Genomic DNA, 24,308 nt, shown 5'->3' with positions numbered 1-24,308 from the left:
GTTATTGTCGCAGATACGAGATATCGGGGCCGCGCCCAAAAAAGGGACAAGAAAAGGGGCAGCTGATCCAGCCGCCCCTTACCGTCGCGTCGCTGCTCGTTTGGGCGTGGGGGCCCTTATTTCTGCTTCCAGGCCCCACCCGACTGGTACCACCAGCCCGGCCGCGCGCTCTCGATCCACTGCCGGGCAAACACATCGCGGATCTGCCCTTCCCACTCAGCATGCCCGTTGGCCACCGCGACCTCGCGGTAGACTGCCTTGCGGTCGCGGTTGTCGTCCGCCACAGCCTGGTTGACGGCCACGCGGTCCTTCAGCGCCAGCTTGGACGCGTCGCGGACCACGATGGTGCCGTCGCCGGCAAAGCCCAGCGCACCCGCATCGAAGCCGGCGCGCAACTGCGCATCGAACCGGGCCGCCATGCGCGACTGGATGGCCTGGATCGCCGGGGTCTTGATGGTGATGTCCGGCGCCGACTGCGCGTGCGCCGCACCGATGCCCACCAGCGACAGCCAATCGATGCGCGAGGCCAGCGCGGCGGGCGTCATCGGCGCCGACAGCGACGCACTCTGGCCACCGGGCTTGGCCTCGCTGGGCTTGGCACCCTTTGCCTCGGCCTCGTCGCCAATCACCTTTTCGACAAATTCCTTCGCCGCCTCCTTGGCCTCGGCGGCCGGGAAGTAGACATTGATCGTCACGCACGCCGTCAACATGACGGCGGCAACCGGTATTCCCATCCAACGGCGCATGTGAACTCTCCTAGGTGTATGTTGCGGTGCTGCGTTCATTGCACTACGGGTTTGACGTCGCCCTTGCCGATCGCCGCGAGGCGCTCCAGCAAGGTCGGCCAGTCCACCCGACGGTTGAAACCCACCACGGTCAGCCGGGGCAACCCCGCGCCTTCCACGATAATAAATCCCTGTCCCGCTGAACCGAGCCCGTCCATGGTGCAGACTTCGTCGACCAGACGGCAGGCAATGCCGATGCGCTTGTAGCCAAAGTCGTCGAACAGGGCGATCAGCCGTCCCTGCAGGCTGCCCACGAACGAGGCGTCGCCCACGCTGGAGATGTTCTGCACCGCGCGTTGGCTGATGCGCTGGCGCAGGCCGCGCTTGCGCTGTGTGTGCAGCTCCGCGTCGAAAGCTACCGGCTGCCAGTCCACCAGCCGCAGGCCATTGATGTGCCCATCCAGCGCACCGGTGATGCTGCCAAAGCCGAACACGCCGGTGACGGATTCCAGATCGAGATCGTCGATGGCGATGTCGGACGTCAGCGTAGGTGCCACGCCGAAGGGACGCTCCATCGACAGGGAGGACACCTGCACGCGACCGTTGAACAGGTGCATGTCCAGCCCACCGTCGAAGTCCAGCCGGTCGTTGGCGTATCGCGCGCGCGGGATGCTGCCGCTCAACTGGCCGGTGAACGCCGGCCAGTCGAGGGCCTTCGACAATTGCGCGATGTCGAGCTTGTCCAGCGACAGCCCGAACTGGATCTCCAGCCCATGCGCATCGGTGGGGGGGCGGATGCTGATGTCACCAAAGCGCGCCTGGCCGCCCAGCAGGGGCAGTCCGACCGGCTCGGTGACGCGCAGCTCGCCGCCCTGACTGGCGAACGGCAATCGCGCGGGGCCGAATGCGAGGCCATAGAGCGCGCCGTCGCGCCATTGCAGGGCACTCTGGACCAGCGCGTCGCTGGAGAACGCCACGTCGCCATCAAGTCCGTTGAAATCGAATCGCCCTTGGGGATCGTCGATGGTTACGTCATGCAGGCGCGCCAGCGTTCCGTGCAGTCGCCCGTTGGCCACGTCCACCCAGACATCAGCGGCGCCCGACAGGGCGAGGTCGCCGAGTCCCGCGAGGCCGAGCCAGCCGGACAGGTATCCATCCCGCAACGGCGCGAGCGACGCGCTTTCCAGCCGCAGGTTGGCGTCGCGGACGCTGCCGTCGGGGTTGAGCGCCGCACTGCCGGACGCGACCAGGATGCCCTCGTCCTGCCAGCGCAGTTCCGGGAATTGCCAGCCGCCTTCCCCGCGTTTTGAACCCTGCACGCGCAACGCGACATGCCGGTCCTGCAACGAGACATAGGTACTGCCGAACAACAGTTCGCCACCACGCAGGGATCCACGCACGGAGAGCGTATCCGTATCGGCAAAGCCGGCGTCGATGTCGAGGTCGGCGCCCAGGCCTTCCGCGGCGATGGTGCCGTCCGGCGTATCCAGCGCGGCCTCACGCAACTGCAACGGACCGCTGACGCGCAGCGGGCGCCCCTTGCCGCTGTCGATGTCCAGCCGCCCCGAAAGACGGCCCGCATTGAGGTGGGCCGCCGGCCACGCCTTCGCCAGCAATGCCTGCGTCCAGGCGAGCGGCACGGCCGTGAGGTCGATGCGGGTGAAGTCGGGGGTAGCCGCATTGCGCTGCACGTGCACACTCGACGTACCACGCGACAAACGCGCATCGGTGGTCGCCACCCCGAAGGCCACGGCCAACTGGAACGGCTGCCCGCCTGCCGCGCGCACCACGCCTTCGCACCGCCAACCGTCCTTGCCGTCGCGACGCAGGGGACATTGCCAGTCCAGGTTGCGAAAGCGATAGCCCAGGTCCGGGGCGTCGGCCTGGCGGGCCTGCAACCGCAGCCGGCCGTGATCGGCATCCTTGTCCCATTCCAACCGGACCTCGACACCCTGCAGACTCGCCACGGCGGTATCCACCCGCTGGATCCGCGCAGTCAACGCGCGCGCCTGTAGCGAACCGGCCGCAAGCAGCAGCGCCAGCAGCGCCAGCCACTGCAGGAGCAGCGGCGAGAGCGGTTGCAGGCGTACCATCCGTGTCTCCATGGACGAAGCATAACCAGCCTGCGCGAACTGCTCATGAAATCCGCCGACATTCCCTGCATCCTGCTGGTCGAAGACGATCCCGTGGCCTTGGCCTTCCTCACCGCTGCCGCCGAATCCGCGGACGTGCGGGTGGACGGCGCCAACAGCGTCGCCCAGGCCCTCGCATCGGACGACCGCCACACTCATGCCGCGTGGCTCATCGACGCAAACCTGCCGGACGGCCGCGGCGACTCGCTACTGCGCACGCTGCGACAGCGGCACCCGCACACGCCCGCGATCGCACACACGGCGTCGCACCTGCGCGCAGATCTCGATGCACTGCTGCAGGCAGGGTTTGATGAGGTGCTGGTGAAGCCGCTGCCCGCGCAAGCAGTGGCCGATGCCATCCGACGCGCGCTGGGGCGATTGTCCGGCCGCCGCGTGGACATTCCCCCTGCCGCCCCAACGCAAGGCAAGCTCCCGGTTTGGGATGACGAAGCAGCGGCACGGGCCATGGCCGGCAACCTGGAGCACGTGGCCGCCCTACGCGACCTCTTCCTGGCGGAACTGCCGCAGGCCCGGTCACTCATCGCGGAAGCGGGACGAAGTGCGCAACCCGGGACCGTACTCGACGAGTTGCACAAGTTGCGCGCAAGCTGCGGTTTCGTGGGCGCTGCCCGGCTTGCCTCGGCAGCCGCCACCTTGCGCGCAGCGGCCACCGATCCCGATGCGTTGGCGCACTTCGACCATGCCTTGGAGGACACACTGGCGACACCACCTTCGCATCGGCAAGCTCCAGGCCCCTGTGTGGCCCACCGCTGAGGTCCTTCGCGCCCAATGGTGCGTCAGACGCGCGGCAAGCGTGACTCGCCGATCCCTGCGTCCACGGCACCCTGCTCCGCGTCCCCGTCAGCCCGCTCCGCGTCGACTGCGGCGCGAGCCGAAACGTCGACCCCCGTCGCGTCTCCTGGTGGGCCGGGCGATTGCGCAACAGTCTTCGTAGAACGTGGCAGCGTCGCCAGCATGTCCCACGACTTGAGCCCACGCGGCCCCAGATGATGTGCAAGCACACCGCGCAGCACATGGCGCAGGCCGGCCAGGTCATTCCTTTCCGGCAGTTCGTCAGCCGCGAGCGCCAGCAACGCACGACCGGTTGCCGCGGTGGAACGGTCGCCGTGGCCGCGGTCGCTCAACACCCGGCGCGGACCCTGCTCCGGGTCGATCCGATAGCGGGCCGCCGGATCGATTGCGAAACCCTCCCCATCGCAATGCCAGTCGAACCCGAAGCCCAGCGCCTCGATCAGGTCACGTTCGTAGCGTCGCAGGGTCCACGCCAACGACTCCTCGGCGCGCAATCGCTCGCGCGCGGCCGCGTAGGCCACGAACAGTTCGGGCACAGGGTCCAGCCGCGGCGCCAACCGCAAGGTCAGTTCGTTGAGGTAGAACGCGCCGAGCATGGCGTTGCCGCCCAAGCGCGGTGCAACGTCCACCGCTTCTGCGTTGATGAGGCGTGCCAACTCCCCCCGCAACACCGCTTCCAACCGGATCAGCTGCAGCGGCTGCAGTGCCGCGCGCAGCACATGGCGCTTGGGGCCCTGCACGCCACGCGCCACCAGCCCGAGGCGGCCATGCGTCGCCGTCAGTACTTCCACAAGCAGGCTCGTTTCCCGCCACGGGCGGGCATGCAGGACGAACGCGGGTTCGGCGGTCAGGTGCATGCCGATGCCCGCGAGCGTCGCCGCGTCACGTCAGTCGTGGTAGCCGAAGGCTCGCAGCGCGGCTTCGTCGTCCGACCAGCCTTCGCGCACGCGCACCCAGGTCTGCAGGAATACCTTCGAGCCGAACAGCCGCTCCATCTGGATGCGCGCCTTGGCGCCGATTTCGCGCAGGCGCTCGCCACCCTTGCCGATCACGATGGCCTTCTGCCCATCGCGCTCGACCCAGATCACCGCGCCAATGCGCAACAGCGCGCCATCGACCTCGAACTGCTCGATCTCCACCGTGGTTGCATAGGGCAGCTCTTCGCCCAGCTGGCGCATCAGCTGCTCGCGCACCATCTCGCCTGCGAGGAAGCGCTGGCTCTTGTCGGTGATTTCATCCTCACCGTACAGCGCATCCTGCTCGGGCATGTGCGACAGCACCGACTTGATCAGGGGCTGCAGGCCGGTGCGCTTGAGTGCCGAGATCGGGTGCACCGCGGCGAATTCCCGGCCCTCGCTGATCTTGGCCAGGTACGGCAACAGCGCCGACTTGTCCTTCAGGCGGTCCACCTGGTTCACCACCAGCACCACCGGCAGGCCGGCGCCGCGCAAAGCCTCGTACGCGAAACCGTCCGCCTCGTCCCATTGGCCGGCCCGGACCACCAGCAAGGCCACGTCCACGCCCTCCAGCGCGCCGCGGGCGGCGCGGTTCATCCAGCGGTGCATCGCGGTGGCCGTGGATTTGCCCTGGTCGCGGTGCAGACCCGGCGTGTCCACCAATACCAGCTGCCCCTCGGGGAAGGTGGCAATGCCCAAGAGGCGGTGGCGCGTGGTCTGCGGACGCGGCGAGACGATGCTCACCTTGGCGCCCACCAGCGCGTTGGTCAGGGTGGACTTGCCGACGTTGGGGCGGCCGATGACGGCGACATGGCCGGCGCGATAGGGGGTAGTCATGGGGGAATTGTAGGCAGTTGCGGGGGCTGTGGCGCGAAACCGGAATCAGCGGCGCAGGCTTTCGACCTGCTCCAGCGCCGCCTCGGCCGCCACCTGCTCGGCGGCCCGGCGCGAGCTGCCCTCCCCTTCCGTGCGTACCGCCGGCTGCGCCAGGGTGCAGCTGACAAGGAAAGTCTTGGCGTGCTCTTCGCCCGATTCGGAAATCAGCTCGTATTGCGGTAGTGGCTTCTGACGCCCCTGCAGCCACTCCTGCAGGCGGGTTTTCGCGTCCTTGCCCACCTTGTGCGGGGGCGGCAGGGCGGCGATGGCCGCCTCGAACCAGGGCAAGACCACCGTCCGGCAGGCTTCATAACCGGCATCGAGGTAGATGGCCGCGACGATGGCCTCCACCGCGTCTGCCAGGATCGAGTCGCGACGGTGTCCGCCGGACTTCATCTCGCCGGGCCCCATCACCAGGCGGGGTCCCAACTCGAGCCCGCGCGCAATGGCCGCGAGCGAGGATTCGCGCACCAACTCCGCCCGCGCGCGGGTCAGCGCGCCCTCGTCGGCATTGGGCCAATGGGCGTAAAGCGCTTCGGCGATGAACAGGTTGACCAGCCCATCGCCCAGAAACTCCAACCGTTCGTTATGCGGCGTTCCCGCGCTCCGGTGCCGGAGCGCCTGGGCCAACAGGGCCGCATTGCCGAAGCGGTGGCCGATCTGGTCAGTCAACACTGCCCCGACGCAATTCCTTCTCCGCCTTGAACTTGCCCACCACGTCCAGGTTCGCGATCAGCGGCTTGCGGACTTCATATTCGACCGTCATGAGGTAGCCGGCGTCCTTGCGGACCACCTTCACGTGCTCGGCCTTGATGTTGTCGGCGTAGCTGATGTACAGGCGTCGGAAGAACAGGTCCTTGATCTTGGCAGGATCGTAGGCGGTCACGCCAGGCTCTTGTGCCAGGCCGTTGAGGGCCTGCTTGACCGCATAGAACTCCGAATACATCGGGATGGTCTTCATGCCCATGTATACGAACACGCCGACCACGGCCAAGGTGATGACGAACCCGATCAGGGTCATGCCACGCTGCGTACGCTTCATCCGTTCACTCCCCAGTTGTCACGGTTGCGATGATCCGATGGCTGCCGTCACTGGATGCCCTTGCCGACGCGCGAGAAATCCACCCCGCCATCGAAGTTCATCCAGACCAGGAACGCCTTGCCCCGCAGGTTCTTCTCCGGCAGCAGGCCCCAGTATCGGCTGTCCTCACTATTATCGCGATTGTCACCCATCACGAAATAGTGCCCCGGCGGAACTTCCCATTCTCCATCGCCCGGGTCGGTAAACGGAAGATCCGTACGCTCAAGGACGCTGTGCTCCACGGCACCCAAGGTCTCGCGCAGCTCCTCGGAGCCGGACATTTCCACGCCATTGCCCTTGCCTTGGTACGTGCCGACAAGCTTGTACGGCAACGGCTGGCCGTTGAGGAACACCTGGTTGTCCTGGTACGAGATGCGGTCGCCGGGCAGGCCGACCACGCGCTTGATCCAGTCCTGCTCGGGGTGGTGCGGCGGCCGGAACACCACCACGTCGCCGCGCTGGGGCTCGCCCAAGGCCACCACCTTGTGGTTGTTGATCGGCAGGCGCAGGCCGTACTTGAACTTGTTGACCAGGATGAAGTCGCCCGTCAGCAGGGTGGGCATCATCGAGTTGGAAGGGATGCGAAACGGCTCGGCCACGAAGCTGCGGAGGATCAGCACCACGGCGAGGATCGGGAAGAAGGCCTTCGAATAATCCACCACCACGGGCTCGGCAGCCTCGTCCAGCAGTCCCTCGCGGGCGGCACGGCGCTTGGCCCACACGAACTTGTCCAGCAGCCACACCAGGCCAGTGAAAAGGGTCAGTACGACCAGCGCGGTTTCAAACCAGATCATCGTAGTGCTGTCTCCATGGGCCGCACTTGCTCGGACGCGGCGCCCTCAGGCGTCGCCACACGTTGCCACCTTAATGCACAAAGTCCCGTCGTCCATGGGTCCGTGGTCACGGCACCATGATTTGCCCGGCGCGGAAGGACCCACCCTCCGCCCCGAATTACTTGTTGTCGGCTGAGAGCACCGCCAGGAAGGCCTCCTGCGGGATCTCCACGCGACCGACCTGCTTCATGCGCTTCTTGCCTTCCTTCTGCTTCTCCAACAGCTTCTTCTTGCGGGTGATGTCACCGCCGTAGCACTTGGCCAGCACGTTCTTGCGCAACGCCTTGACCGTGGTGCGGGCAATCACCTGGCTGCCGATGGCGGCCTGGATGGCCACGTCGAACATCTGCCGGGGGATCAGCTCCTTCATCTTCTCGGTCAACTCGCGCCCGCGCCGGTCGGCGTGGCTGCGGTGCACGATGATGCTCAGCGCATCCACCTTGTCGCCGTTGATCAACGTATCCACGCGGACGAAAGGGCCCGCCTCGAAGCGCAGGAAGTGGTAATCCAGCGACGCATACCCGCGGCTGACCGACTTGAGCTTGTCGAAGAAGTCCAGCACCACCTCGGCCATCGGCAGCTCGTAGCTGACCTGCACCTGGCTGGCCATGTAGGTGATGCCGATCTGCACGCCCCGCTTTTCCTCGCACAACTTGATCACCGAGCCGATGTAGTCCGGCGGGGTCAGGATGTTGGCGCGGATGATGGGCTCGCGGATTTCGGCGACCTGGTTGACCGGCGGCAATTTGGCCGGGTTGTCCATCGGCACGATGCTGCCGTCGGTCTTGAGCACCTCGTAGATCACCGTGGGCGCGGTGGAGATCAGGTTGAGGTCGTACTCGCGCTCCAGACGCTCCTGCACGATCTCCATGTGCAGCATGCCCAGGAACCCGCAGCGGAAGCCGAAGCCCATCGCCTCGGAACTTTCCGGCTCGAAGCGCAGCGCGGCGTCGTTGAGGCGCAGCTTGTCCAGCGCCTCGCGCAGGTCCGGGTAGTCCTCGGCGTCGACCGGGAACAGGCCGGCAAACACCCGCGGCTGCATCTCCTGGAAGCCGGGCAGCGGCTTGGGTGCCGGATCCGCAGCCTTGGTCAGGGTGTCGCCGACCGGCGCGCCGTGCACGTCCTTGATCGACGCGGTGACCCAGCCCACTTCGCCCGCGCCAAGCTTGTCCAGCACCTTGCGCTTGGGGGTGAACACGCCGACGTTGTCGACTTCATGCGCGCGGCCGGTGGACATCACCAGCAGCTTGTCGCCCTTCTTGATCTCGCCCTGCATCACGCGGACCAGCGAGACCACGCCCAGGTAGTTGTCGAACCAGGAGTCGATGATCAGGGCCTGCAGCTTGTCCGTGTCGCGCGGCTTGGGCGGCGGGATGCGATGCACGATCGCCTCCAGCACGTCGATCACGTTCAGGCCGGTCTTGGCGCTGATCGCCACGGCGTCGTCGGCGTCGATGCCGATCACTGCCTCGATCTCTTCCTTCGCCCGTTCGATGTCGGCGGTGGGCAGGTCGATCTTGTTCAACACGGGCACCACTTCCAGGCCCTGCTCCACCGCGGTGTAGCAGTTGGCCACGGACTGGGCCTCCACGCCCTGCGCGGCGTCCACCACCAGCAGCGCGCCTTCGCACGCGGCCAGCGAGCGGCTGACCTCGTAGCTGAAGTCGACGTGGCCGGGGGTGTCGATGAAGTTCAGGAAATAGGTCTGCCCGTCCTTGGCCGTGTACGGCAGCGACACGGACTGGGCCTTGATGGTGATGCCGCGCTCGCGCTCGATCGGGTTGGAGTCGAGCACCTGCGCTTCCATCTCGCGGTCCTGCAAGCCGCCACAGATCTGGATGATGCGGTCGGCGAGGGTCGACTTGCCGTGGTCGACGTGGGCGATGATGGAGAAGTTTCGGATCTGCTGCATGCGGGGGCGCGGCGTGGGGACCGCGGGAGCCTGAAAGGTTAACGGTCGATTATCGCACAGCGCGCGGGCGGGTCTGGCCCGCCGACGAGCCGCCGCCCTTCCCGCTAAACCGGGGCCGGTTGGGCCGCCACTGCTGTGTCGGCGGCCCGCCCCCCAGGTCCTCAGGCTCAGGCCTTGTCGGCCGTCACCGCCACGAAGCGGGTGCCCGCACGGCTGCGGACCAGCAGCATCACGGTGTCGCCGGGCTTGACCGAAGCCAGCGCACGGTCGAGCGCCGCCACCGAACCCACCGGCTGGCGGCCGACGCTGATGATGACGTCGCCCGGATTGATCCCGGCCTCCGCCGCGCCATCGCCCGTCACGCGGGCCACGACCACGCCCTCGCCCTTGTTGAGGCCCAGGCGCTGGCGCTGGTTGGCGTCGAGGTCCTGCGTGGCGAAGCCGAGTACGTTGCTTCCGCGCGGGGCGGCACCCGCTGCCGCCGGAGCGTCCGCGTCATCGTTGGCCGCGACCGCGTTCTCCAGCGCACCCAGCACCACGGTCATTTCGCGCTCGCGGCCATCACGCACCACGCCCAGCCGCACCTTCGAGCCGGGGGCCAGCCCGCCAATCAGGGGCGGCAGGTCGCTGCTGGTGTGGACCGGCTTGCCGTTGACCGTGCGGATCACGTCCATGCGTTCGATCCCCGCCTTGGCCGCGGCGCTGCCGGGCACAACCTCGCCCACGAGCGCGCCCGCGGTATTGGGCAAGCCCAGTGCCTTGGCCGCATCCGCGGTCATCTGCTGAACCTGCACGCCCAACTGGCCGCGGCTGACGCGCCCGGTGGCGCGCAACTGCTCGGCCGAGTTCATCGCCACGTCGATCGGAATCGCGAAGCTCACGCCCATGTACCCACCCGAGCGCGAGAAGATCTGCGAGTTGATGCCCACCACCTCACCCGAGGTATTGAGCAGGGGCCCGCCGGAGTTGCCCTGGTTAATGGCCACGTCGGTCTGGATGAAGGGCACGTACTGCTGCTCGGGGCTGGTGGTGCGGCCCACCGCGCTGACGATGCCCGCTGTTACCGAGTGGTCCAGGCCGAACGGCGACCCGATCGCCACCACCCACTGTCCCGGCTTGGTGTGGGCGGCGTTAGCCACGCGAAGGAACGGCAGCTCCTTCGCCTCGACCTTGAGCAGCGCCACGTCGGAGGGCTGGTCGCTGCCGATGACCTTGGCGGTGAATTCGCGGCGGTCGTTGAGGCGCACCTTGACGGTGTCGGCGCCTTCGACGACGTGGTGGTTGGTCAGCAGGTAACCGTCCTGCGAGATGAAGAAGCCGGTGCCCTGCGACACGCCGCGACGCTGTTGCGGGCCACCGGGGAACGGCATGTCCGGCCCGAAGAAGCGGCGGAAGATCTCGGGCACGCCCTCCATGTCCGGGGCGGCAGCCTCTTCGCGGGCGTTGCGGCGCATGCCCACTTCCGCGGTGACGCTGACCACAGCCGGCCCCACCGTCTGCACCAGGCCGGTGAAATCGGGCAGGCCCGTCACCAGCGGCGCAGCAGGGGTGGCCGCGGGAGGCGGCGCGATCGGGGCGTTCGGGGACTGCGCGGAGCAGGCTGCCGGGATCAGTGCAACGAGGGCGGACGCGAGAGCAAGAGTCTGGAATGGTCGGTTCATGGAATCGGCCTCGGGGGGTCAGGGTCCGGTGCGGGCGCGGCGCGCGGTCGCGCCAGGGGGTCAGGGTTGCGGCGCCGGCTCGACGTTCGCCGGCAGATGCGCCGCATCCGGCTCGAAGGGGTAGAACGATGGCGACGCCTGGGACGCGCCATAGCTGGCAGTGAGCGCTCCGGCCACGGTGGAGCCGGGCAATACGGCGCGCGGCCAGGGGCGGGCGACCAGCTCACCGGGCTGCGGCTTGAACGGATCCGTGGCGGTCGGCGCGGCCGGGCGGCTCCCCGGATCGCTCGCGGCCAAGGCCACCGTGACCGGCGCCTCGACCCCCCGACGCGATACCGCCTTGCCAGCTGCTGCCCCGCCTCGAGCGCGCCGCTCGGTCACCCGGCGCGGCACGTCGGCGGCGGCCACGGCAATCGCGGCAACTTCGGCACCACCAGAGGGCGACGAGGGCTGTGCACCCGTGTCGGAGGAAGCGCTGTCGGCCAAGGTGCTGGCGGAGGGTGCGGGAATCGCAGCCATGGGGTTGCCGGTGGTCGAATCGTCGGGACCCACTCCGGAGAAGGGATGCGTCACGAACAGTGCAGCCACCGCGACCGAGGCCGCCAAGGCCGCCCGACCCCACCAGCGCCTGGACTGCACCTGCGCGTTAGCGGGTGCCAAACCGGAACGCGCTTCGCCCGATGCCACGGCAATGGTCGCAACGTCGGCCCTTTCCGTCGCCATCGCCGTGGCCACGCGCTCGGCAAAGCCAGCAGGCGCAAGCCCCACTGCCTGGCCACGCAACACGTCGCCCGCCAGTTGCCAGCGGCTGCAGGCATCGCGCCATCCGGCATCGTGGTCGAGCCGGCGCAGCGCGAAACGCGCAGCATCGTCTTCCAGTTCGCCATCAAAGAGGGCACTGAGGGTTTCGCGGTCGTTGGTGGTCATCGAGGAGCTCATGGGCGGGCGTTCTCCCGGGCGTCGTTATCCAACAGGGGCTTGAGCTGGGCGTCGATCGCGTCGCGGGCGCGGAAGATCCGCGAGCGCACCGTGCCGATCGGGCACCCCATGCGTTGCGCGATCTCGTCATAGCTCAGGCCGTCCACCTCGCGCAGGGTGATGGCGACCTTCAGGTCTTCCGGCAGGCTTTCGACCGCACGCATGACCGTGCTTTCGATCTCCTGCCGCAACAACTCGTGTTCCGGGGTGTCGGTGTCGCGCAGCCGCATACCGACGTCGAACTGCTCCGCGTCCGCCGCATCAATGTCGCCCGTGGGTGGACGGCGGTTCTGCGCTACGAGGTGGTTCTTGGCGGTATTCACTGCGATGCGGTGCAACCAGGTATAGAACTGGGCGTCGCCCCGGAAGTTCGGCAGCGCCCGGTAGGCGCGCATGAACACGTCCTGGGCCACGTCCTGGCACTCGCTCCAATCCGACACGTAGCGCCCGATCAGCCCGACGATCCGGTGCTGGTACTTCCGTACCAAGGCATCGAACGCCGTACTGTCGCCGCGCTGGACGCGCCTGACCAGCTCCTGGTCCAGGTCCAGCTCATGGGACACGATGTTTTCGGCCATGCCTTGCCGGCACTCCTGTCAGCTCGGCCATTGCCGAGCAATGAGACACCCCTGTCGGGGAAAAGTTCACTCCGCGCCACGACGCGGCTTCGAGATATTAAATGGGGCATCGACAGGGCAGTCGCAACTGCCGTGCGTCATGGACGTTCCAAACGCCCATTTGACTGCGGGCAAAGGTCCTCGGGATGATAGGCGGATTCTCCATACGTGAACGGATGGTGCCGGATGAGCGCTGGCCTCCAGGGACAAGACAACTTTGCCGGGCTGCGCCTGCAGCACTGGCGCACCGAGCCGCGCCCCGACGGCGTGCTGGTGCTGGTGTTCGATCGCGCAGGTTCGCCGGTCAACACCTTCGGCCAGGACGTGTTGATCGAGCTGGACGGCCTGCTGGAGCGGATCGCCATCGACCCGCCGAAAGGCCTGGTGGTCCGCTCGGGCAAGGACAAAGGCTTCATCGCCGGCGCCGACATCAAGGAGTTCCAGACCTTCGACGAGAAGGGCGTGGTCGGCGATGCCATCAGCCGCGGCCAGCGCGTGTTCCAGCGCCTGGCCGAACTGCCCTGCCCAACCGTCGCCGCCATCCACGGCTTCTGCATGGGCGGCGGCACCGAGATCGCGCTGGCCTGCGACTACCGGGTGGCCAGCAACGATCCCTCGACCCGCATCGGCCTGCCGGAGGTGAAGCTCGGCATCTATCCCGGCTGGGGCGGCAGCGTGCGCCTGCCACGCCTTATCGGCGCACCGGCCGCATTCGACCTGATGCTGACCGGACGCTCGCTGTCAGCCTCGGCTGCGCGCGGCATGGGACTGGTGGACAAGGTGGTCGACCCCGCGCAGCTGATCGAAGCGGCGGCCACGCTGGCCCTGCGTGGCACGCAGCGCCCGTTCAAGCAGCGCGCCCTGGCGTGGGCCACCAACACCCTTCCTGCCCGCAAGCTGCTGGCGCCCATGCTGGCGAAGCAGGTGGCTCGCAAGGCCCGCAAGGAACACTACCCTGCCCCGTACGCGCTGATCTCCACGTGGGGACGCGCGGGCGGCGGCATCAAGTCGCTGCTGGCCGCCGAGCGCAAGTCGGTGGTCAAGCTGGCCTCCACGCCGACCGCGCGCAACCTTATCCGCGTGTTTTTCCTGCAGGAGCGGCTGAAGGCGCAGGGTGGCAAGGAACACCGCATCCAGCATGTGCACGTGGTAGGCGCCGGCGTGATGGGCGGCGACATCGCGGCGTGGTCCGCCTACAAGGGCTTCGAGGTGACGCTGGCCGATCGCGAGCAGCGTTTCATCGATGGCGCCCTCGCCCGTGCGGGGGAGCTGTTTGCCAAGAAGGTGAAGGACGAGGCCAAGCGTCCCGCCGTGGCCGCGCGCCTGCGCGGTGACCTGGAAGGCGAAGGCGCGGCCAAGGCCGACCTGGTGATCGAAGCGATCATCGAGAAGCCGGAGGCCAAGCGCGAGCTGTACAACGCGGTCGAGCCGCGGATGAAGCCCGATGCGCTGCTGACCACCAATACCTCGTCGATCCCGCTGACCGAGCTGCGGGAGCACATCCAGCGTCCTGCGCAGTTCGCCGGCCTGCATTACTTCAACCCGGTGGCGCTGATGCCGCTGGTGGAGATCATCCGCCACGACGCCATGGCGCCGGAGACCGAGCAGCGCCTGGCCGCGTTCTGCAAGGCCATCGACAAGCTGCCCGTGCCGGTGACCGGCACGCCCGGCTTCCTGGTCAACCGTGTGCTGTTCCCCTACATGTTGGAAGCAGCCACGGCGTTTGCCGAAGGCATCCCGGGCCCGGCCATCGACAAGGCGGCGGTGAAATTCGGCATGCCGATGGGGCCGATCGAACTGATCGACACTGTGGGCCTGGACGTGGCCGCGGGCGTGGGTGCGGAACTGGCACCGTTCCTCGGCCTGCCCATCCCCGCGTCGCTGTCGGCACCGCCGGAGGCCGGCAAGCGGGGCAAGAAGGACGGCCAGGGCCTGTACAAATGGGAGAACGGCAAGGCGGTGAAGCCCGAACTGCCGAAGGACTACCAGGCCCCATCCGACCTGGAAGATCGCCTGCTCCTGCCGCTGCTCAACGAGGCGGTGGCCTGCCTGCACGACGGCGTGGTCAGCGATGCGGACTTGCTGGATGCCGGCATTATCTTCGGCACCGGATTCGCTCCGTTCCGCGGCGGCCCGATCGCGCACGTCCGCGCGGTGGGACCTGACAAGCTGGTGGAGCGCCTGAAGCAGTTGCAGCAGCGCTACGGCGATCGCTTCGCCCCGCGCCCGGGTTGGGACAATCCGGCGCTGCGCTGATCACGCCGCCTGCCTGAAGAAAGTGCAGAAGGCGCACCTCGCGGTGCGCCTTTCTTCATTTGATGATTCGCTTCAAGAAAGTGCGGGACCAAATCCTGCCTCGAAGTGGCGTCACATCGTGTGTGTGGGCTTGTCCGCGTTGAGCAGGCCCGCCAGCAGTGCCTCGATCTTGCCACGCACCGCCTCACCCTCCGCGCTGTCGGCAAACTGCACGCCGATACCGGCCGGGCGATTGCCCTGCGCGCCCACCGGGGTCACCCACACCACCTTGCCCGCCACGGGCAGGCGCTCGTTGGAGTCGGGCAGGGTCACCAGCAGGAATACCTCGTCGCCGAGGAAGTAACGCTTCGGCGTGGCCACGAAGATGCCGCCGTGGCGGATGAACGGCATGTAGGCACTGTACAGCGCAGCCTTGTCCTTGACCGCCAGCGACAGGATGCCCTGCCGCGCGCCGCCCGGTGTTGCTCCACTCATTCCTTACGTCCTCCCTTGCCCGGCGCCGCATTGGCAGCACGCCAGCCCATCAACAATTCGGCCACGGCGAGGTCCGCGCGGATCGTTGTCCGCAACAGGTCGCGCACGCGGTTGGCCTTGTCAAACCATGCTGCCAGACTGCGCGTCCGCGCCGGGTCGGTCAAGCGTGAGGCCTCACTCAGGGCGAGGTCGGCGGCATGGCTCAGTCGCAGCGCGGCGTGGTCGTCGCCGATCCACGACTGGGCGATATCGGTTGCATTGGCATCGCCCCGGGCCAGCCGGCCCAGGTCGTCCCCCACGGCGCGGCGCAAGGCCAGTCCCCCGGCCTGCAGCCATTCATGGGCCAGCCCGGGGTGACCACGCGCGGCGGCGAGCGCCTCCGCGGCGGCAGGTTCGGCGTGCCCCTGTGCCACCAGCCAGGCCAACGCCTCCTCCCTGGGCGGCAACCGGAACTCCAGACGCTGGCAACGGCTGCGGATGGTGGCCGACAACCGGGCCGGCTGCGACGACACCAGCCACAGGTAGCGTCCGGGCACCGGCTCTTCCAGCGTCTTCAGCAGGGCATTGCCCGCGGCATGGTTGATGGCATCGGCCGGGTCGATGATCGCGATCTTTGCCCCGCCAAACTGCGGCGTGAGTGCCATCTCCTCGGATACGCCACGGACCTGTTCGATCACCAGTTCGGTGCGCAGGCGTGGCGGCCGTGCCTTCTCGTTCCACTCGTAGCCAATGAACAGCAGGTCCGGATGACCCGAGCGGCCAAGGGGATGCGCCAGCGAACCATCGGGACGCAACTCCGGCGGGTCGGTCTGGGTGCGGCTGGCAAACAGGCGGCAGCTGCGGCACTTCCCGCACGGCTCGCCGTCACCCAGGCGCTCGGTGCACAGCAGCCGCTGCGCAAGGCGCTCGGCCACGGCACGCTTGCCGAGCTTCTGCGGGCCACAGAGCAACAAGCCATGACCCAGACGGCCAGCCTCCAACGCGGCGGCCGCCTGCTCGTAGACGCGCTGCTGCCATGGGGCGAAGGCGTTCATCCGACTGCCACCATGCGGGCGCGCAGGTGCGCAACCGCCGATTCGGCTACCGCTTCCACCGGTTGGCGGGCATCCACCACGCGAAAGCGCGCTGGGTCTGCCGCCGCGCGGGCCAGGTACCCCTCGCGAACGCGCTCGAAGAAATCTTCCCGCTCGGCTTCGATGCGGTCGATGGCGCCGCGGCCACGGGCGCGCTGCAGGCCGATCGCGACCGGCACGTCCAGCAGCAGGGTCAACGCGGGCTGGATACCCACCACGCGCCTTTCCAGGTGCTGGATGAACGCGATGTCACCCCCACGCGCAGCGCCCTGGTAGGCGTAGCTGGCATCGGTGAAGCGGTCGCTAATCACCCAGTCGCCGCGGCGCAGTGCCGGCAGGATCGTCTCGCGCACATGCTGGGCACGCGCCGCGAACATCAGCAGCAGTTCGGTCTCGGGTGCGGGCGGCTCGTGGTGGGTGTCGAGCAGCAGGCCCCGAATCTGCTCGGCCAAGGGGGTTCCGCCGGGCTCGCGGGTGCAGGTGACCGTCTCGCCCGCAGCCTCCAGCGCATGCCGCAGCGCCGCCAGCACGGTGGACTTTCCGGCACCCTCGCCGCCTTCCAGCGAGATGAAGCGCGCACAGGTCGACAGATCGGGCAACGCGCCGGTCATTGGGTGCTCTTCGCCCGCGCGTTGCGGTAGTTGAGCAGGTACTGGCGCACGTTGGCCTGGTGCTCTGCGTAGGTCTTGGCGAACAGGTGGCGGCCGCTGCCATCCCCCACCGCCACGAAGTAGAGGTGCTCGCCCGGCGCAGGCTTGGCCACCGCGCGCAGCGCGTCGACGCCTGGCATCGCGATCGGCGTGGGCGGCAGACCCGCACGGGTGTAGGTGTTGTAGGGCGTATCGGTCAGCAGGTCCTGCTTGCGGATATTGCCGTCATAGCGCGCGCCGATGCCGTAGATGACGGTCGGATCGGTCTGCAGCTTCATGCCCATCTTCAAGCGTCGCTCGAACAGGCCGGCGATCTGTGGCCGCTCCTCGGCGATGCCGGTCTCCTTCTCCACGATGGAGGCCAGGGTCAGCATTTCATCGGGCGACTTCAGCGGTGTGCCGGCGTGGCGTTCGGCCCAGGCGGCCGCCAGCGCCTTGGCCATGGCTTCGTGCGCGCGCTTGAGCACGTCGAGGTCGCTGTCGCCACGGGTATACACGTAGGTCTCAGGCAGGAAGCGTCCTTCAGGGGGCTGACCGGCCTGGCCCACCGCCTTCATCAGCGCCGCGTCATCCAGCCCGGCCGTCTCCTGTTCCAGAGGACGGGCCTTGGCCAGTGCGGTACGGAGCTCACGGATGTTCCAGCCTTCCACGATGGTGAAACGATGGCTGATCACCTTGCCGTCCCGCATGGCCTGCAGCAGCGCGCGCGGGGTCAGACCCTCGGGCAGCGCGTACTCGCCCACCTGCAGCTTGCCCGCCGCGCCCAGTTGCTTGGCCAGCAGCCGCCATTCGATGGCTTCGCCGGTGTCCACGCCCGCATCGGCCAGCTTCCGCACCACGACCGGCAGCGAATCGCCGGATTGGACCACGATGCTCTTGTCGCCGCCCGTGCCCACCAGAGGCGCGTCCGCGAAACCGGTGTAGCGCTGCCAGCCCCAGAAAGCCACGGCGGCAAGGGCAATGAGCAGGATCAGACTCAGCAGGCCGGACTTGCCGGCCGAACGCTTGCGACTCACGAATACTCCGGTGCAAAGGCGGGGTGTTCGGCGGCCAGGCGCTTCTGCAGCGCGGCCACCTGCGGATGCGGCGCCCACGTGCGCTCGCCCAGACGCGCGACTGGCAGGATACCGCGCACGGCATTGCACAGGAAAACCGCATCAGCCGCCTCGACGTCGGTCACGTCCAGGCGGGTCTCGGTCGCCGCTGTGGCCGCAAGCGCCCAGCGCCTGCAGACGCCGGCAATGCCGCACCGGTCCACCGCGGGTGTCAGCCAGCGGTCGTCCCGCAGGACGAAGAGGTTGGCCGCGGTGGCGCACACCACGTCACCCTCAGTGCTGCGCATCAGGCCCTCGTCTGCCAGTGGCGACTTTGGCGCGGGAGTGACGGACGGCGACTGCCCGTTCTCGCCACCCGTCGCATTCAGGCCGGCGCCGTGGGCCGTCAGCGGAGGCCGGCCCCATTCCGCGCGCGCCAAAACCTGCTCAAGGCGGTTGCAGTGTTTGAGCCCGGCGAGCAGCGGTTGCACCGCCAGTCGCGTGTCACACCACCGCAATACCAAACCGGGCGCATACGCCGTCGGCATTGGATGACGTGACAGCATCCACATCGGGACGACGTGATCAGGCGGGGCGTAGCCGCGCCCGCCACCGCCCCGTGTGACCAACAGCTTGAGGACGCCAGCGCCGCCATCCAACAGCGCTTCCGCTTCGGCGCGAACGAGGGTCTCATCAGGCAACGTCAGGTGCAGGCGCGCTGCGCCCGCCGCCAATCGATCCCAGTGCGCCTGCCACCAGTGCACGGTTCCGCGGTGCACCCGCATGGTCTCGAACAGGCCATCGCCATAGGCCAGGCCCCGGTCGTCGGCCGGCACCGTCGGCACCCGATCGGCACCGACAAAGACCCGCACGCTCACCCGTCCACTCCCAGCGCGCGGAACATGCCGCGCGCCTTGGCGCGGGTTTCCTCCAACTCGCGCTCGGGTACCGAGTCGAAAACGATGCCGGCGCCCGTGCGGAAGCGGGCCGTGTCGCCCTCCACCTCCGCGCTGCGGATCAGGATGTTGAGGTCGAGATCACCGTCGCGATTGAGCCAGCCCATCGCACCGGTATACGCGCCTCGGCCCTCGCCCTCCAGTTCGGCGATGATCTGCATGCATCGCACCTTGGGGCAGCCCGTGATGGTGCCGCCCGGAAAGGTGGCACGGATGACCTCGCCCGGCGTGACGCCGTCACGCAGGCGACCGCGCACATTGCTGACGATGTGGTGCACGTGGGCGTAGCTCTCCACGGTCATCAACTCGTCCACTTCGACGCTGCCCGGGGTACACACGCGCCCCAGGTCGTTGCGCTCCAGGTCGATGAGCATGACGTGCTCGGCGCGCTCCTTGGGATGGCCGACCAGTTCGCGGATGCGCGCATTGTCGTCGTCGCCGGCAAAACGGGGGCGCGTACCGGCAATGGGCCTGGTCTCGACCACGTCGCCGCGCACCGACACCAGCCGCTCGGGTGAGGCGCTGACGACCGCCCACTCGTCCACGCCCGCGGGAGCGCCAGTGCGTCCGTCACCGGTGGCGCTCGCACGGATCGAGCGACCGGCGAAGACACCAGCAAAGGGCGCGGGGTTGTTGTCGCGCAGCCGTTGGAACAGCGCCGCGGGAGGCAAGGCTCCGTCAAAGCGTGCCCGCCAGCCGCGCGACAGGTTCACCTGGAAAACATCCCCCGCCGCCAGGTACTGCAATACCCGCCTCACACCGTTGGTGAAGCACGACGGGTCGTCCTCGTCGAGGTCCACCGGCGGTCGCCAGCCCGGCAAAGGCCCGAGCGCCGCGGCCGCCACTGCGTCGCCGACGATGGCGTCCAACAACGCCTCGTGCCCGAGTTCGGCCACGGCGACGCATTCGCCAGTGGCATGGTCGTGGAGCACCGCCGCGGGGCAGCGCAGGGCGCATGCCACCGGCAGCCCGCCGGCCGCGGGCGGCAGGTCCAACACGGGTTCAACCTGCTGGGCCAGCTCGTAACCCAGGAACAACGCCCAACCGCCTCTGAATGGCCATCGCGGTTCGTCACGGGGAACACGTTCGGCGTTCCACGCGCGGTCCAGCGCCGCGAGGAAGTCACCGTCCACGGCGGTGCCCGACGCATTCCGCGTCACGCCATCGACCCCGAGCACCAGCGACTCGCCACTGGCGACCAGCAGCAGGTCCCATCGGCCCTGGGCCGTGCCATGGGCGGTGGACTCGAACAGCGCCGGATAGCGCGCGGGCGCCAGACGGTGCAGGTCCAGCAGATCGACGGCGGATGGAAGGGAACGCGTTACCAGCATGGACTCGCACTACCGCCGTACGGGCGCCGACTCAGGGCCGCCGCCCGGCATGGATCCGCCGGCGGCCTCGAGCTGGCGTGGATCAGATGCGCTTGAACACCAGCGTGCCGTTGGTGCCGCCGAAGCCGAAGCCGTTGGAGACCACCACGTCCACCTGCTTTTCGCGCGCCACGTTGGGCACGTAGTCCAGGTCGCAGCCCTCGCCCGCCTCGTCCAGGTTGATCGTGGGCGGGATGATGCCGGTGTGCAGCGCCATCACCGAGAAGATCGCTTCGGCGCCGCCGGCCGCACCCAGCAGGTGGCCGGTCATCGACTTGGTCGAGCTGACCATGGTCTTGTAGGCGTAGTCGCCGAGAGCGCGCTTGATCGCCAACGTCTCGGCCAGATCGCCCAGCGGCGTGGAGGTGCCGTGCGCGTTGAGGTAGCCGATGTCCTGCGGATTGACGCCCGCGTCGTTGAAAGCCGCCACCATGCAGCGTGCCGGGCCCTCGCCGTTCTCGCTCGGCGCGGTCATGTGGAATGCATCCGACGTGGCACCGAAGCCAGCCAGCTCGCAATAGATGCGGGCACCGCGCGCCTTGGCGCGCTCGTACTCCTCCAGCACCAGGATGCCCGCGCCGTCGCCCAGCACGAAACCGTCGCGGTCCTTGTCCCACGGGCGCGAGGCGCGCGCCGGGTCGTCGTTGCGGGTCGACATGGCCTTCATCGAGCAGAAGCCGGCCATCGAACTCGGCGAGGAGCCACGCTCGGCGCCACCGGCGATCATCACATCGGCGTCGCCATACTGGATCATGCGCATCGCCATGCCGATCGAATGGTTCGACGTGGCGCACGCGGACACCGCGGAGAAATTCGGCCCCTTGATGCCGGTGATCAGCGACACCTGCCCCGGCAGCATGTTGATGATGGTGCTGGGCACGTAGAACGGCGAGACCTTGCGCGGGCCTCCCTCGTGCAGCTTCACCGCGGTCTCCTCGATCCCGAGGATGCCGCCGATGCCAGAGCCGATCAGCGCGCCGATGCGCTCGGCGTTGGCCTCGGTCACTTCCAGTCCGGCGTCCTGCATCGCCATCAGCGATGCGGCGACGCCGTAGTGGATGAACGGGTCCATCTTCTTGGCGTCCTTCGCGTTCACCCACCTGGTCACGTCGAAGTCGCGGATCTCACCGGAGATCTTGGTCGTGTAACCCTCGGTGTCGAAGTGGGTGACCGGGCCAATGCCCGAACGGCCATTGACGATGCCGTCCCAGCTGCTGGCCAGGTCATTGCCCAGCGGGGAAACGATGCCAAGACCGGTGACGACGACGCGTCGGGACGAAGCGGGACGGGAAGCCATGGAAACTCCGTTGTCAGCCTGCGGATCGCGACACACAAAGCGCGTCGCCACCCGTGTTGCCGGCGCAGTGCCGGCGGGAATATGGGGTCAACCCGATCAACGCATCGGGCGATCCGATTGCAATGGTGCCGCGACGCCTTACGGCGCCACGCGGGCGGCATCACCGCCCAAAGACACAGGGCCGCAGCAAGCGGCCCCGGTCTGGATCGCGGGAAGGCGGCGTCGAAACGCACCGCCTTCCCCGGGCGCAAGCGCCCGCAAGCGGATTACGCCTTGACGTGCGCCTTGACGTAGTCGATTGCCTGCTGCACCGAGGTGATCTTCTCGGCCTCTTCGTCCGGGATCTCGCACTCGAACTCTTCTTCCAGGGCCATCACCAGCTCGACGGTGTCGAGGGAGTCGGCGCCGAGGTCGTCAACGAACGAAGCGTTGTTGGTGACTTCCTCTTCCTTCACGCCCAGCTGTTCAACGACGATCTTCTTGACGCGCTCTTCGATGCTGCTCATTTCTGCTCACTCCTCCCGGGATCGGGATATCAGACGGATAGTTTAGTGGAATCGCGGGCCTTCGCCAGTATCGTGCAAAAGCCTTTTGTTTCAAATCGTTACGACCATCGTACGATGGTCACGGCATGTACATGCCGCCATTGACGTGCAGGGTCTCGCCGGTGATGTATGCCGCCGACGGGCCCGCCAGGAACGCCACCGCGCGGGCGATGTCGGCTGGCTCACCAAGACGACCCAGCGCGATCTGGCCGAGCATCGCGGTCTTCGCGTCCTCGGGCAGGTCACGGGTCATGTCGGTGTCGATGAAACCGGGCGCAACGACATTCACGGTCACGCCACGCGAGCCGATCTCCTTGGCCAGCGATTTGCTGAAGGCGATGATGCCCGCCTTCGCCGCCGCGTAATTGGACTGGCCGGCATTGCCGGTCACGCCGATCACCGAAGCGATGTTGATGATGCGGCCCTTGCGCGCCTTCATCATCGAGCGCATCACCGCCTTGCTGCTGCGGTAGACACTGGTGAGGTTGGTGTCGAGGATGGCCTGCCAGTCCTCGTCCTTCATGCGCATCAGCAGGTTGTCGCGGGTGATGCCCGCGTTGTTGACCAGGATCGAGATCCCGCCGAACTCCTTGGTGATGCCGTCGACCAGTGCCTCGATGGCGCCCGGCTCGGTGACGTTGAGCACGCGGCCGTGGCCGCCATTGGCCGCCATGCGCGCGCCGATCGCGGCTGCGCCCGACTCGCTGGTGGCGGTGCCGATGACGGTGGCGCCTTGCGCCGCCAGTTCGTCGGCGATGGCGGCACCGATGCCGCGGCTGGCACCGGTGACGAGGGCGATCTCGCCCGAGAGAGGACCGTTGGCCATGTGAGTTACCTCGATGTGGGGTGGATGCCGCGGGTGTGGCGGCGCAAGGTGGCGCGCCCTGCCCGACCGCGGAAGAAAATGGTTACTGCCAGTCCGCCAGCGCGGACTCGAAATCAGACGGCATGCCAATGGCACGCGCATCCAGGGATTTGTCGATGCGCTTGACCAGGCTGGCCAGCACCTTGCCCGGACCGCACTCGGCAACGCGGGTCACGCCGCGCGCGGCAAGCGCCTGCACGCAACCGGTCCACTGCACCGGCAGGTAGAGCTGGCGCACGAGCGCGTCGCGGATGGCCTCGGTACCTTCGTGCACTTCGGCATCCACGTTCTGCACGATCGGCAGCGCCGGGGCGTGCCACGCCAGGCTGGCCATGGCCTCGCCCAGGCGGTTGGCAGCCTCGCGCATCAGCGGAGTGTGCGAGGGGACGCTGACCGCCAGCTTCACCGCCTTGCGCACCCCCCGCTCGGCGAGCACCGCCAGCGCCTTGTCCACGGCGGCGGCATGGCCACCGATCACGATCTGGCCGGGGGAGTTGAAATTGGCAGGTACGACGACTTCGTCACCGGATACCGCGTCACACACCTCCTGCACCAGCGCATCCTCGGCGCCGAGCACGGCTGCCATGGCGCCGGTTCCCGCTGGTGCGGCAGCCTGCATCAACTTGCCACGCAGGCGAACGAGCTTCGCGGCATCGTGAAGGGACAACATGCCTGCGGCGACCAGGGCCGAGTACTCACCCAGGCTGTGCCCCGCCAGCACGGACGGGGGCACGCCGCCACGCGCCCGCCACAGGCGCCACGCGGCCACGCCACTGGCGAGCAGCGCCGGCTGGGTGAACTCGGTCTGGTTGAGCTGCTCCTCCGGGCCGTTCTGGCTCAGTGTCCAGAGGTCGACGCCAGCGCCTTCGCTGGCCTCCGCAAACGCGGCCTGCACTACCGGGTCCAGCGCCGCCAACTCGCCGAGCATGCCCAGCGACTGCGAGCCCTGGCCGGGAAACACGAACGCCAACTGCGATTGGGTGGGAAGCGATGCGGTCACGCGACAGCCTTCGGAGCAAACGAACGGGCCATGATACGAGTGAATGCTCTAACGTGTCTGTACTTGTGCGTACAGTCCGGCGTTTGAAACCATTGGCCGAAATTGGGCGTAGTTCACGCTTCGGCACCCCGCCTGCTCCGGCGGGGCCTCCCACACCATTCCGTCAACGCCAGGCATCGGTTCGGACAGGGCGTCGGCGTCGGC

General features: G+C 67.9%; 22 protein-coding genes and 1 pseudogene. 2 read left to right on the top strand and 21 right to left on the bottom strand.

The window, feature by feature from the left end; all coding sequences use genetic code 11:
- Positions 1-116: 116 nt before the first annotated feature.
- Both AC3ARF_RS05095 and AC3ARF_RS05090 read right to left on the bottom strand, forming a co-directional pair.
- The gene (locus AC3ARF_RS05095) at positions 117-746 is read right to left on the bottom strand and encodes a DUF1318 domain-containing protein (RefSeq protein ID WP_498930872.1); all 630 of its coding nucleotides are present in this window, start codon (positions 744-746) and stop codon (positions 117-119) included.
- A 35-nt stretch (positions 747-781) separates the two neighbouring features.
- Positions 782-2,818, bottom strand: a complete 2,037-nt coding sequence (locus AC3ARF_RS05090; protein ID WP_498930871.1) for a translocation/assembly module TamB domain-containing protein — start codon at positions 2,816-2,818, stop codon at positions 782-784.
- Positions 2,819-2,863: 45 nt separating this feature from the next.
- Here AC3ARF_RS05090 and AC3ARF_RS05085 point away from each other — a divergent pair, with 45 nt between their 5' ends.
- The gene (locus AC3ARF_RS05085) at positions 2,864-3,631 is read left to right on the top strand and encodes a response regulator (RefSeq protein ID WP_498930870.1); all 768 of its coding nucleotides are present in this window, start codon (positions 2,864-2,866) and stop codon (positions 3,629-3,631) included.
- A gap of 194 nt (positions 3,632-3,825) precedes the next feature.
- Here AC3ARF_RS05085 and recO read toward each other — a convergent pair.
- From recO to rpoE, 9 genes and pseudogenes are all read right to left on the bottom strand, one after another.
- Positions 3,826-4,527 (bottom strand): annotated as a pseudogene (gene recO / locus AC3ARF_RS05080) (DNA repair protein RecO); the annotation flags it as partial.
- Positions 4,528-4,557: 30 nt separating this feature from the next.
- Positions 4,558-5,463, bottom strand: coding sequence for a GTPase Era (gene era / locus AC3ARF_RS05075; protein ID WP_498930869.1), 906 nt, complete (start codon positions 5,461-5,463; stop codon positions 4,558-4,560).
- 45 nt (positions 5,464-5,508) lie between these two features.
- Positions 5,509-6,174 (bottom strand): ribonuclease III, encoded by a 666-nt coding sequence (gene rnc, locus AC3ARF_RS05070; RefSeq protein ID WP_498930868.1) that lies wholly within the window; start codon positions 6,172-6,174, stop codon positions 5,509-5,511.
- Positions 6,167-6,544: a DUF4845 domain-containing protein gene (locus AC3ARF_RS05065; protein ID WP_498930867.1), complete on the bottom strand. Its 378-nt coding sequence runs from the start codon at positions 6,542-6,544 to the stop codon at positions 6,167-6,169. The genes rnc and AC3ARF_RS05065 overlap by 8 nt, the downstream gene beginning before the upstream one ends.
- A 47-nt stretch (positions 6,545-6,591) precedes the next feature.
- Positions 6,592-7,377, bottom strand: a complete 786-nt coding sequence (gene lepB, locus AC3ARF_RS05060; RefSeq protein WP_498930865.1) for a signal peptidase I — start codon at positions 7,375-7,377, stop codon at positions 6,592-6,594.
- 157 nt (positions 7,378-7,534) lie between these two features.
- The gene (lepA, locus tag AC3ARF_RS05055; RefSeq protein WP_498930864.1) at positions 7,535-9,328 is read right to left on the bottom strand and encodes a translation elongation factor 4; all 1,794 of its coding nucleotides are present in this window, start codon (positions 9,326-9,328) and stop codon (positions 7,535-7,537) included.
- Between the two features lie 167 nt (positions 9,329-9,495).
- The gene (locus AC3ARF_RS05050; protein WP_498930862.1) at positions 9,496-10,989 is read right to left on the bottom strand and encodes a DegQ family serine endoprotease; all 1,494 of its coding nucleotides are present in this window, start codon (positions 10,987-10,989) and stop codon (positions 9,496-9,498) included.
- Between the two features lie 60 nt (positions 10,990-11,049).
- Positions 11,050-11,916, bottom strand: coding sequence for a sigma-E factor negative regulatory protein (locus tag AC3ARF_RS05045; RefSeq protein ID WP_498930860.1), 867 nt, complete (start codon positions 11,914-11,916; stop codon positions 11,050-11,052).
- A gap of 8 nt (positions 11,917-11,924) precedes the next feature.
- Entirely contained in the window at positions 11,925-12,545 is a 621-nt protein-coding gene (gene rpoE / locus AC3ARF_RS05040) for an RNA polymerase sigma factor RpoE (RefSeq protein WP_498930859.1), read from the bottom strand.
- Positions 12,546-12,770: 225 nt separating this feature from the next.
- Here rpoE and AC3ARF_RS05035 point away from each other — a divergent pair, with 225 nt between their 5' ends.
- Complete coding sequence (locus AC3ARF_RS05035) at positions 12,771-14,840, top strand: 3-hydroxyacyl-CoA dehydrogenase NAD-binding domain-containing protein (protein WP_498930857.1); 2,070 nt, start codon at positions 12,771-12,773, stop codon at positions 14,838-14,840.
- A gap of 111 nt (positions 14,841-14,951) precedes the next feature.
- Here AC3ARF_RS05035 and AC3ARF_RS05030 read toward each other — a convergent pair whose 3' ends face one another.
- The 10 genes from AC3ARF_RS05030 to fabD form a co-directional block, all read right to left on the bottom strand.
- Entirely contained in the window at positions 14,952-15,314 is a 363-nt protein-coding gene (locus AC3ARF_RS05030) for a PilZ domain-containing protein (protein WP_498930855.1), read from the bottom strand.
- Complete coding sequence (locus AC3ARF_RS05025) at positions 15,311-16,348, bottom strand: DNA polymerase III subunit delta' (protein ID WP_498930853.1); 1,038 nt, start codon at positions 16,346-16,348, stop codon at positions 15,311-15,313. Before AC3ARF_RS05025 ends, AC3ARF_RS05030 begins: the two co-directional genes overlap by 4 nt.
- Entirely contained in the window at positions 16,345-16,998 is a 654-nt protein-coding gene (gene tmk / locus AC3ARF_RS05020) for a dTMP kinase (RefSeq protein ID WP_498930851.1), read from the bottom strand. The genes AC3ARF_RS05025 and tmk overlap by 4 nt, the downstream gene beginning before the upstream one ends.
- On the bottom strand, positions 16,995-18,053 hold the full coding sequence (mltG, locus tag AC3ARF_RS05015; protein WP_498930849.1) for an endolytic transglycosylase MltG: 1,059 nt from the start codon (positions 18,051-18,053) through the stop codon (positions 16,995-16,997). Before mltG ends, tmk begins: the two co-directional genes overlap by 4 nt.
- Complete coding sequence (locus AC3ARF_RS05010; protein WP_498930847.1) at positions 18,050-18,949, bottom strand: aminotransferase class IV; 900 nt, start codon at positions 18,947-18,949, stop codon at positions 18,050-18,052. Before AC3ARF_RS05010 ends, mltG begins: the two co-directional genes overlap by 4 nt.
- Positions 18,946-20,358, bottom strand: coding sequence for a chorismate-binding protein (locus tag AC3ARF_RS05005; RefSeq protein ID WP_498930845.1), 1,413 nt, complete (start codon positions 20,356-20,358; stop codon positions 18,946-18,948). The genes AC3ARF_RS05010 and AC3ARF_RS05005 overlap by 4 nt, the downstream gene beginning before the upstream one ends.
- Before the next feature lie 82 nt (positions 20,359-20,440).
- Positions 20,441-21,694, bottom strand: a complete 1,254-nt coding sequence (fabF, locus tag AC3ARF_RS05000) for a beta-ketoacyl-ACP synthase II (RefSeq protein ID WP_498930843.1) — start codon at positions 21,692-21,694, stop codon at positions 20,441-20,443.
- 266 nt (positions 21,695-21,960) lie between these two features.
- Entirely contained in the window at positions 21,961-22,200 is a 240-nt protein-coding gene (acpP, locus tag AC3ARF_RS04995) for an acyl carrier protein (RefSeq protein ID WP_036135371.1), read from the bottom strand.
- Positions 22,201-22,318: 118 nt separating this feature from the next.
- Entirely contained in the window at positions 22,319-23,065 is a 747-nt protein-coding gene (gene fabG, locus AC3ARF_RS04990; protein ID WP_498930840.1) for a 3-oxoacyl-ACP reductase FabG, read from the bottom strand.
- Positions 23,066-23,147: 82 nt separating this feature from the next.
- Positions 23,148-24,104, bottom strand: a complete 957-nt coding sequence (gene fabD / locus AC3ARF_RS04985; RefSeq protein WP_498930838.1) for an ACP S-malonyltransferase — start codon at positions 24,102-24,104, stop codon at positions 23,148-23,150.
- Between the last annotated feature and the right edge of the window lie 204 nt (positions 24,105-24,308).

Source organism: Lysobacter sp. KACC 24251 (assembly GCF_057747755.1).
The sequence above is the reverse complement of the archived record's forward strand: the minus strand, read 5'-3'. Positions and strand labels throughout refer to the sequence as shown.